Raw genomic sequence first — 13885 nt, 5'->3', positions numbered from 1 at the left:
AAAGTCCTTTCTTAATGTCTAAAGTGACGAACATTGGTAAATACCATAGCAATACCATATTTATCCGCCATATCAATTGAATCTTGGTCTTTAATACTTCCGCCAGGTTGCACGATTGCTTTAATGCCATTTTGTGCAGCAAATTCAACTGAGTCACTCATTGGGAAGAATGCATCAGAACTCATCACGGCACCTTCAAGCTTACCGGCTGCCTTCGCTTGTTCCACAGCAATTTTCACTGAGCCCACACGATTCATTTGACCTGCACCGACACCGACTGTTTGATTGTCTTTTGCAAGTAAAATCGCATTAGACTTCACATGTTTAACAGCCTTCCAAGCAAAGGTTAACGCTTCTAATTCGTCTTTGGTTGGTTGACGTTTTGTAACCACTTGCCAATTTTCAGGATTTTCTTCGATGACATCTTGGTTTTGAACTAATAAACCACCAAGAACAGAAACAAATTCATTTTCTTCGGTATTCTTTTCTGAAAAGTCCAATGTTAATAGACGTAGGTTTTTCTTTTGAGAAAGTATCGCTAAAGCATCGTCATCAAAACTTGGCGCAATGATTAATTCAAGGAAGATTGGACGCATCACTTCAGCAGTTTTTAAATCAACTGGACGATTTAATACAATAATGCCTCCAAAGATAGAAACTGGATCGGCATCAAAACAACGATCAAAAGCTTCCTTAATCGTTGAACCTGTACCAATACCACATGGATTCATATGTTTTAAAGCCACAGCAGTTGGTTCATCAAATTCACGAATAATACGAATAGCCGCATCCGCATCCTTAATATTGTTATAAGACAATTCTTTCCCATTCAATTGTTTTGCGCTAGCCATCGAATACGCCTTTGGTAAAGCGCAACGGTAGAACGAAGCCTGTTGATGACTATTTTCACCATATCGTAAAGTTTGACGTAAATCATAAGTAAGTGTTAATTTTTCAGGTGTCGTCACGCCTACAATTTCACTGAAATACTGAGCAATTAAGGCATCGTAGCTAGCTGTATGGCGGAAAGTTTTCGCTGCTAGAGCTTTACGTGTTTCAAGACTTGTTTGACCTTCTGCTTTAAGTTCTGCAGCTACTTTTTCATAATCACTAGGGTCTACAATAACTGTTACACTTGCAAAGTTTTTCGCTGCTGAACGTAACATACTTGGTCCACCGATATCAATATTTTCAATCGCATCTGCTTCATTCACATCAGGTTTTAAAATAGTTTCTTTAAATGGATATAAATTCACAACAACAAAATCAATTGGTGTAATATCATGAGCTTTCATCGCATCCATATGAGTGGCTAAATCACGACGACCAAGTAATCCGCCATGAATTTTTGGATGTAAAGTCTTCACTCGGCCATCCATCATTTCAGGAAAACCAGTCACTTCTTCAATCCCAATTGTTGGCACGCCATGTTCATCTAAAGCTTTTTTGGTACCACCAGTTGAGATGATTTCGATACCAGCATCAACCAACACTTTCGCAAAATCTACTAAGCCAGTTTTATCAGATACACTTAACAATGCACGTCTTTTCATGAGTTATTTATTCCCCTTTTGATTTATTTTTATCACTTTGAAGCAATACGTCTCTTAATACTTTTGGATACAGACGATGTTCTGTTTGATGAATTTTTTCTTCCAGAGATTCCAAGCTATCTTCTGGTAAAATCATCACGGGTTCTTGGGCGATTATCGGACCGGTATCGACGCCATCATCTACTAAATGGACTGTGACTCCAGTAACTTTTACACCATATTCATATGCATCTTTAATCCCATGCAAACCAGGAAAGCTAGGTAAAAGGGAGGGATGAATATTTAAAATACGGTTACTATAATGAGAAAGTAGCGTTTGACCGATAATACGCATATAGCCTGCCAAGACAATCAAATCGATTTCTTGTTCTTGCAATAACTGTAATAACGCTTTTTCATAGGCAGCTTTATTTGCAAATTCTTTAACCTCAAAACTAAAAGCACAAACATTCAATCGTCGCGCACGTTCAAGAACATAAGCGTTATGATGATCACTAAATACAAAGATAAGCTCCCCAGGTAGTAAGCCTGCTTGAAATTGGTGGGCTAAAGCTTCAAAATTGCTACCATTACCAGAAGCTAAAATAGCAACTCTCATCGACCTGCCTCCACTATTTCAACACTATTGTTTGTTTTTTCAACCATTTTTCCAACAATATAAGCCGCCTCTTGGTTTTCTTTTAGGATTTGCATGACTTCAGACACTTTATCTTCACTAACTGCTAAAATCATGCCTAAGCCCATGTTGAAGATTTCAAACATTTCTTCATGTTTAAGCTGTCCATATTTTTCAAGACATTCAAAGATTGGTAATACCGGCCAAGTCCCCACTTGAATTTGTGCAGCTACGTCTTCGTTGAACATTCTAGGCACATTTTCAATAAAGCCACCACCAGTAATATGTGCAACACCATTTACTAATTGCTTCTTAATGAGTGGTAGAAGCGCTTTGACATAAATGCGAGTTGGCGTTAATAAAACATTTTTTAATGGTTGATTTAATTCTGGAAGGACTGTTTCACCGTTAAAGTCATTTTGCTCAAAGAAAATTTTACGTACAAGTGAATAGCCATTGGAATGAATACCTGAAGACGGCAAACCAATTAATACATCCCCAGCTTGGACATTGGCTTTTTGAATTAAGGCTGATTTTTCCGCGATACCAACTGCAAAGCCTGCCAAGTCATAATCATTTTCACCATACATGCCAGGCATTTCTGCAGTCTCACCACCGATTAAAGCAGCATTTGCTTGGACACACCCATCAGCTACACCAGCTACGACTTTTTCTAAACGCTCAGGAACATTTTTACCCGTTGCAATATAATCTAAAAAGTACAATGGTTCAGCACCTTGCGCGATAATATCATTGACACACATCGCCACACAATCAATGCCAATGGTATCGTGCATATCTTCTTGAATAGCAATCATCAATTTCGTACCTACACCATCAGTTCCGGAGACTAAGACAGGCTCTTTTACATTCAAGCTACTTAAATCAAAGCAACCTCCAAAGCCACCTATAGCACTCATTACTCCGAGGCGTTTAGTTTTTTGTACATGCTTTTGGATTCTTTTTACAACTTCATAGCCAGCTTCTACATCGACACCAGCTTTAGCATAAGCATTGCCCATTTGATTACTCCTTATCCTTTAAAAAATTCTGTCTTTTCTTTTAACGATTTACGATATTGTTCTTCATAATCATACAATGGTGTTGGATAATCACCATTAAAGTATGCCATACACAAACCTGTATATGGGGCATCAAAATTCAAGCCAATCGCATCAATTAAGCCTTGTTCACTTAAAAAGCTCAAAGTGTCACAGCCAATCATTTCTCGCATTTGTTCAATCGTATAATTAGCCGCAATCAATTCTTTACGCGTTTGGATATCAATCCCGTAAAAACAAGGATATTTTAACGGCGGTGAAGCAATTCTTAAATGTACTTCTTTCGCTCCGGCTTCTTTTAATAATTGCACGATGCGACGACTGGTAGTCCCACGTACGATTGAATCATCCACTAATACCAATCTTTTCCCTTCAACCACACCGCGAACCGCAGATAATTTCATTCTAACGCCTTGTTCGCGTAATTCTTGTGTTGGCTGAATAAAGGTTCTAGCAACATATTGATTTTTGACTAAACCCATTTCATACGGAATCCCTGAACTTTCGGCATATCCGCTCGCAGCAGAAAGGGAAGAATTCGGAACTCCGATAACCATATCTGCTTCTACTGGTGCTTCTTTTGCTAATAAGCGTCCCATGTTTTTGCGCGCGGTATGCACATTAACCCCAGCAATATTCGAATCAGGACGGGCAAAATAGATAAATTCCATCGAACAAATCGCATATTGCGTATCTGTGGTGTATTGATCAATTTGAATACCCTCATCATTGATAATAATGATTTCACCCGGTTTCACATCACGTACAAACTTTGCGCCGATTACTTCTAAAGCACAAGTTTCTGAGGCAATCACATAGGCCCCATTTTTCATTTGTCCAATCGCTAGTGGTCGGAAACCATTTGGATCAAGCGCGGCAATCATGGCTTCTTCTGTCAGTAACAAGTAAGCAAAACCACCTTTGACTTGATTCAACGCCTCTTTTAATTGATCCACCAAAGTAGGACGATGGCTTTTACGAATTAAATGCATCAAGATTTCGGTATCTGAATTTGAGTGGAAAATCGCCCCTTCTTGTTCTAGGCGTTTACGTAAACTTTTGGCATTGGTTAAATTTCCATTATGCGCCAAACCATAGCTACCATTATAAAACTTAAATAAAAATGGTTGAATATTGTCCACACTGCCATTACCGGCCGTTGCATAACGAACATGCCCAATCGCAGCATTACCTACCAAGCGATTTAATTGACGTTCATCTGCAAAAACTTCAGCCAATAAACCTAAATCGCGATGTCCATATAATTTTTCGCCATCAGTTGAAACAATCCCAGCCCCTTCTTGGCCACGATGTTGTAAACTGTGAAGTCCGAAATAGGTCACCTTGCTAGCATCTGGATGTCCCCAAACGCCAAAGATACCACATTCTTCATTTAGACTTTTTACTTCATAAGACACGTAATCGCATCCTCCCATAATTGTTTGGCTTGTTTGACAGAAGTAGAGATTGCCCCATCTGTCCCCTTCATTTCTAATTGATCTTGCGCAACAACTTTACCTACAAATTGTGCTTTATCTCCCATTAACTTTTCAAAAGCTGCTTGATTCTCAGGTCTTACAGATAAAACAAAACGTGATTGAGTTTCAGCAAATAATAAAGCTTGTTCAAAGTCAAAACTTACTTTGGCACCCAATTCATTCTTAAAACAACTTTCCGCAATGGCTACAGCTAAACCACCTTCGCTACAATCATGACAACTTGCAACTAAACCAGCTTGAATTGCTCGTAACACTATATCTTGATTGGCTTTTTCAGTAGCTAAATCAAAATTCATTAAGCGACCCTCAATTTTTCCTAGTAACATTTTTTGTAACTCAGAGCCATTGAAATCTGGTGCAGTTTGACCGACAACATATATTAAATCATCCGCTTGTTTGAAGTCTTGGGTCGTGATATGTTCTAATTTTTCAACTAAACCTACCATCCCAATCATCGGTGTTGGATAAATGGACTTGCCATTTGTTTCGTTGTACATAGATACATTTCCTGAAATAACTGGCGTATCTAACACTTCACATGCTTTAGCAATTCCATCGGCTGAAGTCCACAATTCCCAGAAGCCCTCTGGTTTATCCGGTGAGCCATAGTTTAGACAGTCTGTAATCGCTAAAGGACGACCCCCGCTAGCAACGATATTACGAGCGGCTTCACTCACCGCAATTTGACCACCAATTTCAGGATTCAAATATAGATATCGTGCATTACAATCTGTCGTCATGGCCAAAGCTTTTTGCGTGCCACGAATGCGAAGTACCGCTGCATCGCTACCTGGCGTAACTACAGTATTTGTACGCACTTGATAATCATAGGTTTCATAAATTGATTTTTTAGAAGCGATGGTTGGTTGTTGTAATAAATCTAGGAAAGTTTGCGTAGGATCTTTCAGCTCTGGTACAAAATCAGCCATTTGCGCAAATTCTTGGATTCTAGCCGGTTCTTGATAAGGTTTATGATAAACAGGCGCATCCTCAGCAAGTGCATCAACTGGAATATTCGCGACTTCTTTCCCATGATGATACAAACGATACAGCCCATCATCCGTTACTTCACCAATAGAAACAGCGTCTAAATCATATTTTTTGAAAAGCGCCACTACTTGATCTTCACAACCTTGTTTGACACAGATAAGCATGCGTTCTTGAGATTCTGAAAGCATCATTTCATAAGGGGTCATTTGACTTTCACGTTGCGGCACATCATCAAGATATAATTTCAAGCCTGAACCAGCTTTTGAAGCCATTTCTGAACTTGAAGAAACCAAACCAGCGGCTCCCATATCTTGAATCCCAACTAAAATATCTGAATGCTCTAAAATCAATTCTAAACAAGCTTCTAATAATAGTTTTTCCATAAAAGGATCGCCTACTTGGACAGCTGAACGTTGTTGTTCTTCACCTTCTACAAACTCTTCTGAAGCAAAGGTAGCCCCATGAATCCCATCACGTCCAGTTTTCGCACCGACATACATAATTTTATTGCCGACACCTTTTGCTTGGCCTTTTTGAATATCTTTATGATCAATTAAGCCGACACACATTGCGTTGACTAACGGATTCCCTTCATAACATGGATCAAAAGCAACTTCCCCACCAACAGTTGGAATACCGATACAGTTACCATAGCCGCTAATCCCCGCAACAACCTCTTCTAATAAGTATTTTGTACGGTTATTATCTAGTTCACCAAAGCGTAAAGAGTCTAAAATCGCAATTGGACGAGCTCCCATACTGAAGATATCACGGATAATACCGCCGACACCAGTTGCTGCACCTTCATATGGCTCTACTGCAGATGGATGGTTATGACTTTCTGCTTTGAAAACGACTGCTTGTCCATCGCCAATATCGACAATCCCTGCACCTTCACCAGGACCTTGTAATACTTGTTTACCTGATGTTGGGAATTTCTTTAATACTGGTTTTGAATTCTTGTAAGAGCAATGTTCACTCCACATGACAGAGAATAAACCTGTTTCCGTATAGTTAGGCATGCGATTTAAGATGTTTTCAATCATCGCATATTCTTCATCAGTTAAACCCCATTGCGTATATATTTTTTGATCTTTAATTTCTTGAGGAGTCGGTTCGATAAATTTCTTCATTAGTTTTGCGTCACCTTTCCGAAGTTTTTCAAAATAGAAGCAAAGAAACGCTTGCCATCTGCACTACCTAATAATTCTTCCATCGCACGTTCTGGATGGGGCATCATTCCTAAGACATTCCCTTTTTCATTACAAATTCCAGCAATATTTTCAACTGAGCCATTAATATCTTCTTCATATGTAAAGACGATTTGATTATTGGCTTTTAATTTTGCTAAAGTTTCTTCATCACAATAATAATTGCCTTCACCGTGAGCGACAGGAATTTGAATCACTTCATCTTTTTGATATTCGCTCGTAAATTTCGTTTCATTATTGACAACTTTTAAGCCGACTGTTTTACAAACAAAATGTAAAGAACGATTGCGAATCAAGCTACCAGGAAGTAACCCAGCCTCAGTTAACACTTGAAATCCATTACATGTTCCAAAAACCATCTTGCCTTCATTAGCAAAACGAATCACTTCAGACATAATATTTGAAAAACGAGCAATCGCACCACATCTTAACGCATCACCGTAAGAAAAGCCTCCAGGTAAAAAAACCCCGTCAAATCCTTCTAAACTTGTTGCATCATGTCGGACATATTCTGCCTCTGCCCCACAGACATTTTTGATTGCCCATAACATATCCAAATCACAGTTGGACCCAGGAAATACAATCACTGCAAATTTCATGTTAAGCTTCCTCCACATCCATGATTTCGAATCGATAAGTTTCCATGTTGACATTTGCTAATAATTTATCACAAGCTTCTTCAATGACTTCTTCAACAGGACGAGTTCCAGGGTTGACTTGCATTTCGAAATATTTACCAATTCTAACCTCTTCAATTTCGCTATAACCCATGCGATGTAACGCTCCTTTAACCGCCTCACCTTGAGGATCTAAAACAGACTCTTTATAAGTAACATAAACTTTTACAAAAACCATGATTGTACTCCTTTATTAATTATTTTCAATTCTTCGTAAAACTTCTTGGTAAACTGGGACTAAATCACCTAAATCACGACGATAGATATCTTTGTCTAAATGATCGTTGGTATGAACATCCCACAAACGACAAGTATCTGGTGAAATTTCGTCAGCTAATAAAATTTTGCCTTCTTTTGTACGTCCTACTTCAATTTTAAAATCAATTAATTGAATATCTAAAGTTAAGAACCATGCCTTTAAGACTTCATTGACTTTTAATGCCAAAGCTTTGATTTGATCAATCTCTTCTTGAGTCGCAATATCTAGTACTAAGACATGTTGATCATTTATAAATGGATCATCTAGACGGTCTTCTTTATAATAAAATTCAACAATTGGAAAACTTAGAGGTGTTCCTTCCTTAATATCTAAACGTTTTGAAAAACTTCCAGCAGCCACATTCCGAACGACGACTTCTAACGGAATAATCTTCACTTTTTGAATCAATTGTTCGGTTTCAGAAATTTTACGAATAAAGTGACTGGGTACACCATTTTCTGCTAATTTATCAAAAATAAGCGAAGTAATCTGGTTGTTCATCGCTCCTTTACCTGAAATTGCATCCTTCTTCAAACCATTCAGTGCCGTTGCTTGATCCATATACTCCGCTAATATTACATCTTCTTCATCTGTACTATACAATTTTTTAGCCTTGCCTTCATAAAGCAGTTCTAGCTTTTCCATTTCGCACCTCGAAAATCATCATATTTATGAACGTATTATTCATCTATTCACATTCTATGTTACTTTCAAAAGATTTTCAATAATTTGTTTATATTTTACGCTTATTTTCTATAAATTGTTCGTGTTTTGTTTGATATCATTCAGTAAAACACTTTACATAAACTAACAAAATAGACGAATGATTTCTGGAAATCATTCGTCTATTTTTAAGTTATTCGCCTAAACCAACTCGTTCGAAGATGGTATCAACATTTTTCAGATGATAATGGTAATCAAAAGCATCATCCAAATCTTCTTTGGTTAAATGAGACATAATCGTTTCATCCGCTTCGATAAGTGGACGGAAATCACGTTGTTCATCCCATGATTTTGCTGTATTTGGTTGAACTAAATCATAAGCCTGTTCACGCGTTAAGCCTTTATCGATTAATTTCAGCATCACGCGTTGGCTGTAAATCAATCCAAATGTCGCATTCATGTTACGTTTCATATTTTCTGGGAATACTGTTAATTTTTCAACAATATTACTAAAGCGATGTAACATATAATCCAATAATATCGTTGTATCTGGAATAATGATACGTTCGGCTGATGAATGAGAAATATCGCGTTCATGCCATAAAGAAACATTTTCATAGGCAGTAATCATATGACCACGGATCACACGAGCAAGACCTGCCATATTTTCTGAACCGATTGGATTACGTTTGTGCGGCATAGCAGAAGAACCTTTTTGCCCTTTAGCAAAGAATTCTTCCACTTCACGAGTTTCAGATTTTTGTAAGCCACGGATTTCAGTTGCAAATTTTTCGATACTTGTCGCAATTAAAGCCATTGTCGCTAAATATTCTGCGTGTAAATCACGAGGTAAGACTTGTGTTGAGATTTCTTGCGGACGAATTTGTAGCTTTTCACAGACATAACTTTCAACAAATGGTGGGATATTGGCAAAAGTACCTACCGCGCCACTGATTTTACCAGCTTCAACCCCTTTAGCTGCATGTTCAAAACGTTCGATATTGCGTTTCATTTCAGAATACCATAAAGCTAGTTTTAACCCAAAAGTTGTTGGCTCTGCGTGAACACCATGGGTACGCCCCATCATCACTGTATATTTGTGTTCTTTGGCTTTTTTAGCAATTACATCTGTTAAACGTTGTAAGCCCACACGTAAAATATCATTTGCTTGACGAATAAGGTAACCATAAGCAGTATCCACGACATCCGTAGAAGTTAAACCATAGTGTACCCATTTACGTTCTTCGCCTAATGATTCTGAAACCGCACGTGTAAAAGCAACCACATCATGACGAGTTTGTTCTTCAATTTCTAAAATACGATCAATATCAAAAGTAGCATGAGCACGAATCTTTTGCACATCTTCTTTTGGAATTTCACCAAGTTCGGCCCAGGCTTCATCAGCCAAAATCTCCACTTCTAACCATGCTTGATAACGATTTTGATCAGTCCAAATACGACCCATTTCTTCTCTAGTATAACGTGGTAACATTACTCTTCTCCTTTAATCCCAAATATTGGTTTGTTGAATTTCTTTTAATGTATCTTCTATATTTTCAGTCAAGATGGTAATATGCCCCATTTTTCGACCGGTTTTCACTTCTTTTTTGCCATAATCATGAAATTGCCAAGATGGTTTTTCCAAAATTAATTGACGACATTTTTCATGATGTTGTCCTAAAATATTTACCATCACAGCTGGGGATAATAATTTCACATCAGCTAAAGGCCATCCGCAAATACCTCGAATATGCATATCAAACTGACTCATATCACAAGCTTCGATGGAATAATGTCCTGAATTATGTGGACGAGGGGCTAATTCATTGACATAAATGCTGCCAGTTTCAGTTAAAAACATCTCAATTCCTAGTACCCCATGTAAATTTAAGGCTTGAGCAATTTCTAAAGCAATACGCTGTGCTTCTTTTGCCACCTCTGGATCAATACGAGCAGGTGCAATCGTCTCATGTAAAATATTATTATGATGAATATTTTCAACCACTGGAAATGGAATATATTCCTTTCCATTGCCAGCCACCATCACAGAAATTTCTTTTTCAAAAGGAATCCAAGCCTCTAATTCACAAGTTCCTTCACGTAATAAATCCATTGACGGTGCTAAATCCTTCATCCCGTACAAGACATATTGCCCTTTGCCATCATATCCACCGCGAGTCGTTTTAAGCACACATGGATAACCAATCCCTTCAATTGCATCTGGAATATCACTTGGGTGGATAATTGTTGCATAGGGTGCAATGACGACATTATTTGCTTCTAAAAAGGCTTTTTCTAATAGACGGTCTTGGGTAATCGCTAAAAGATCTGTCCCTTGTGGAATATAGCTAATTGGTAAAATGGCATTTAAACTTTCCACACTAACATTTTCAAATTCATAGGTAATCACGGCACAACGACGAGCCATTTCTTCTAACGCCACGGTATCGTCATAACTTGCCACAATATGCCAATCTGCCACCTGTGCAGCCGGACAATCAGCAGTTGGGTCTAACACGCCTACACGAAAGCCCATTTTTTTCGCACTTAAGCTCATCATCCGCCCTAATTGACCACCACCAACAATTCCGATGGTCTCTCCAGGCATAATCGGTTTAAACAAGCTGATCACTACTTTCTTTGACTATTTTTTCAGAATTCAAACGTTTTTCCTGAATTTTTTCTGCTATCTTTAAATCATACATGGAAAGCATCTCAACTGCAAGTATTCCTGCATTGGTTGCCCCAGCTTTTCCAATAGCAGTCGTCGCAACAGGTACGCCAGCTGGCATCTGTACAATGGATAAAAGCGAATCTAATCCATTCAAGGCACGCGATTGTACGGGTACACCAATCACTGGCAATGTACATTTCGCTGCAATCATCCCTGGCAAATGAGCCGCTCCCCCAGCACCAGCAATAATCACTTTGATACCGCGCTGTCTAGCATTTTCAGCGAATTCAAACATCAAATCCGGTGTACGATGCGCAGAAACAACTCTTTTCTCATACGCTACACCATATTCGACCAATACCTCACACGCATTTTTCATTGTTTCCCAATCGGAAGTACTCCCCATGACAACAGCTACAACAGGTTCCATTGATTTTGCTCCTTTTAATAAAGATTTCACATATATTCTAACAAGCAAAAACAGTTAAGTCAAAACAAATTCGAATAATATCTTATATTTCTTAAAAATAGTTCGGAAATAAAAAGACCCACTGTAAACACAATGAGTCTTCAAACAATTAAGCTTTTTCTTTTAATCCATGAAAGAGTAGATTTAAAATAATTGCGGTAATACTACTCATCACAATCCCATTTTCGGTAAACATTTGTACGGTTTGTGGTAAATGTTGGAATAAGGTTGGTAAGCTATTAAACCCTAGACCTAAACCAATAGATAAAGCTACGATTAATAAATTCTTATCATCTTCAAAATTCACTTTAGACAACATACGCATCCCTTGCACAGCCACCATACCAAACATGACTAACATCCCACCACCAAGTACTGGTTCTGGAATAATTTGGGCCACAGCACCCACTTTCGGGAATAAACCTAAAATAATTAAGAAGAAAGCCGAGAAGTAAATTGGGCGTGTGGATTTAATTCCTGATAATTGTACTAACCCAACATTTTGTGAAAATCCCGTATATGGGAAAGTATTAAAGATACCACCTAAGATAACTGCTAAACCTTCCGCACGATACCCGCGTTTTAAATCTTCTTTACCAATATTTTTTCCAGTAATGTCGCCAAGTGCGAAATATACACCCGTTGATTCAACCATACTAATCGTTGAAATAATAATCATCAAAAGAATCGACCATACATCAAATTTTGGCATACCAAAGTAAAATGGTTGCGGAACGTGGAAAATCGGTGCATGACTAATGGCTGAAAAACTCACATTGCCCATCAAACAAGCTAAAATCGTGCCACCAACTAAACCAATTAAAACTGAAATCGAACGTAAAAATCCTTTGGCAAAGGCTTGTAAACCTAAAATTAAAAGAATCGTTACGGCAGCTTGAATTAAACTTGCTGGATCACCAAAAGTTTTGGCACTTGCATCGCCACCGCCCATCTTAGTAATCGCCACTGGAATCAAGGTTAAGCCAATGACCGTAATGACAGTTCCCGTAACAATTGGTGGAAATAATACTTTCACTTTTGAGAATAAACCAGCAATCAATACGACATAAATGCCCGCTGCAATAATTGAACCATAAATGGCCCCAACACCATTTTTAGAACCAATAATGATTAATGGCGAAACGGCTTGAATCGCACAGCCTAAAACGACCGGCAAACCAATCCCAAAAAACTTTGTCACCGTTAATTGTAATAAAGTTGCCACCCCACACATAAAAATATCAATCGAGATTAAATATGTCATTTGTGCTTCATCAAATCCTAAGCCCATCCCGATTAATAAAGGCACTGCGACGGCACCCGCATACATCGCAAGTAAATGTTGTAACCCTAAAATTGCTGCTTTTCCATTTTGCACTTGATTCATTTGTCTAAGCGTCTCCTTCAATAAATGCAATTTTACCATTTTCAAGCGATGAAATACGAGCAAGGGAAACGACTTTAACCCCTATCTCTTCTAATAATTTGCGTCCAGGTTGGAAAGATTTTTCAATTAATATTCCAATTCCTTCAACACTCGCATCGGCTTGACGACATAATTCAATCAGCCCTTTTGCCGCTTGACCATTTGCAAGAAAATCATCAATAATTAATACTTTATCTTCTTTTGATAAGAATTTACGAGAAATCGAAACTGTACTAGTCACTTGTTTCGTAAATGAATAAACTTCTGTCGTTAGTAATTCTTCATTCATTGTTAAACTTTTTGACTTGCGCGCATAAATCATTGGAACACCAAATTTTTGGGCAGTATACACCGCTGGTACAATCCCTGAAGCTTCAATCGTCACTACCTTGGTAATTCCTGCTTCTTTAAACGCTTGATAAAAACTCTCGGCAATCTCTTCCATCAATACAGGATCAACTTGGTGGGTGATAAAAGCATCCACTTTCAAGACATCTCCATTTAAAATATTGCCATCTTTTTGAATACGATCAACTAATGCTTGCATGCTATAACTCCTTTATCTTTTCATCCACCATTCAACGCATTGAGAAATAAAAATAAAACAGCACCCTTTTACCTAAAAGCAAAAAAGCGCTGTTTTATCAACAAACGTTTATTTGCTTATAGTCCAATATTTACGGCATTGGGTAGAAACTGTTGTCCTTATTACAACTTTATATAAGCGTTAAATTATGAAAAACTTGTACATCATTATGAACCATTTTCATGAAATATTCAATCGATT

Annotated in this window: 13 protein-coding genes and 1 riboswitch; all 13 genes read right to left on the bottom strand. The window is 38.0% G+C overall.

Annotated elements, in window-relative coordinates; translation table 11 throughout:
* Positions 1 to 11: 11 nt before the first annotated feature.
* The 13 genes from purH to I567_RS09940 all read right to left on the bottom strand — a co-directional run bounded on the left by purH (position 12) and on the right by I567_RS09940 (position 13645).
* Positions 12 to 1553: a bifunctional phosphoribosylaminoimidazolecarboxamide formyltransferase/IMP cyclohydrolase gene (purH, locus tag I567_RS10000; RefSeq protein ID WP_016252104.1), complete on the bottom strand. Its 1542-nt coding sequence runs from the start codon at positions 1551 to 1553 to the stop codon at positions 12 to 14.
* A gap of 7 nt (positions 1554 to 1560) precedes the next feature.
* Entirely contained in the window at positions 1561 to 2151 is a 591-nt protein-coding gene (gene purN, locus I567_RS09995) for a phosphoribosylglycinamide formyltransferase (RefSeq protein ID WP_016252103.1), read from the bottom strand.
* Positions 2148 to 3191, bottom strand: a complete 1044-nt coding sequence (gene purM / locus I567_RS09990; RefSeq protein ID WP_016252102.1) for a phosphoribosylformylglycinamidine cyclo-ligase — start codon at positions 3189 to 3191, stop codon at positions 2148 to 2150. The genes purN and purM overlap by 4 nt, the downstream gene beginning before the upstream one ends.
* Before the next feature lie 11 nt (positions 3192 to 3202).
* Positions 3203 to 4648: an amidophosphoribosyltransferase gene (purF, locus tag I567_RS09985; RefSeq protein ID WP_016252101.1), complete on the bottom strand. Its 1446-nt coding sequence runs from the start codon at positions 4646 to 4648 to the stop codon at positions 3203 to 3205.
* Positions 4633 to 6852, bottom strand: coding sequence for a phosphoribosylformylglycinamidine synthase subunit PurL (gene purL / locus I567_RS09980; protein WP_016252100.1), 2220 nt, complete (start codon positions 6850 to 6852; stop codon positions 4633 to 4635). Before purL ends, purF begins: the two co-directional genes overlap by 16 nt.
* Positions 6852 to 7529: a phosphoribosylformylglycinamidine synthase subunit PurQ gene (gene purQ, locus I567_RS09975; RefSeq protein ID WP_016252099.1), complete on the bottom strand. Its 678-nt coding sequence runs from the start codon at positions 7527 to 7529 to the stop codon at positions 6852 to 6854. Before purQ ends, purL begins: the two co-directional genes overlap by 1 nt.
* Position 7530: 1 nt before the next feature.
* On the bottom strand, positions 7531 to 7785 hold the full coding sequence (gene purS / locus I567_RS09970) for a phosphoribosylformylglycinamidine synthase subunit PurS (protein ID WP_016252098.1): 255 nt from the start codon (positions 7783 to 7785) through the stop codon (positions 7531 to 7533).
* 15 nt (positions 7786 to 7800) lie between these two features.
* Positions 7801 to 8511, bottom strand: coding sequence for a phosphoribosylaminoimidazolesuccinocarboxamide synthase (gene purC / locus I567_RS09965; protein ID WP_016252097.1), 711 nt, complete (start codon positions 8509 to 8511; stop codon positions 7801 to 7803).
* Between the two features lie 211 nt (positions 8512 to 8722).
* The gene (purB, locus tag I567_RS09960) at positions 8723 to 10021 is read right to left on the bottom strand and encodes an adenylosuccinate lyase (protein WP_016252096.1); all 1299 of its coding nucleotides are present in this window, start codon (positions 10019 to 10021) and stop codon (positions 8723 to 8725) included.
* Positions 10022 to 10033: 12 nt separating this feature from the next.
* Positions 10034 to 11161: a 5-(carboxyamino)imidazole ribonucleotide synthase gene (gene purK / locus I567_RS09955; RefSeq protein ID WP_026209960.1), complete on the bottom strand. Its 1128-nt coding sequence runs from the start codon at positions 11159 to 11161 to the stop codon at positions 10034 to 10036.
* Positions 11145 to 11633 carry a 5-(carboxyamino)imidazole ribonucleotide mutase gene (gene purE / locus I567_RS09950; RefSeq protein ID WP_016252094.1) on the bottom strand — a complete coding sequence of 163 codons (489 nt, stop codon included), beginning with the start codon at positions 11631 to 11633 and terminating at the stop codon, positions 11145 to 11147. Before purE ends, purK begins: the two co-directional genes overlap by 17 nt.
* A gap of 148 nt (positions 11634 to 11781) precedes the next feature.
* Entirely contained in the window at positions 11782 to 13059 is a 1278-nt protein-coding gene (locus tag I567_RS09945; protein WP_016252093.1) for a nucleobase:cation symporter-2 family protein, read from the bottom strand.
* Between the two features lie 4 nt (positions 13060 to 13063).
* Positions 13064 to 13645, bottom strand: coding sequence for a xanthine phosphoribosyltransferase (locus tag I567_RS09940; RefSeq protein WP_016252092.1), 582 nt, complete (start codon positions 13643 to 13645; stop codon positions 13064 to 13066).
* Between the two features lie 99 nt (positions 13646 to 13744).
* Positions 13745 to 13842: riboswitch (purine riboswitch) on the bottom strand.
* Between the last annotated feature and the right edge of the window lie 43 nt (positions 13843 to 13885).

The organism is Enterococcus cecorum DSM 20682 = ATCC 43198 (assembly GCF_000407565.1).
Classification (GTDB): domain Bacteria; phylum Bacillota; class Bacilli; order Lactobacillales; family Enterococcaceae; genus Enterococcus_E; species Enterococcus_E cecorum.
This window is presented reverse-complemented; position numbering and strand designations above follow the sequence as displayed.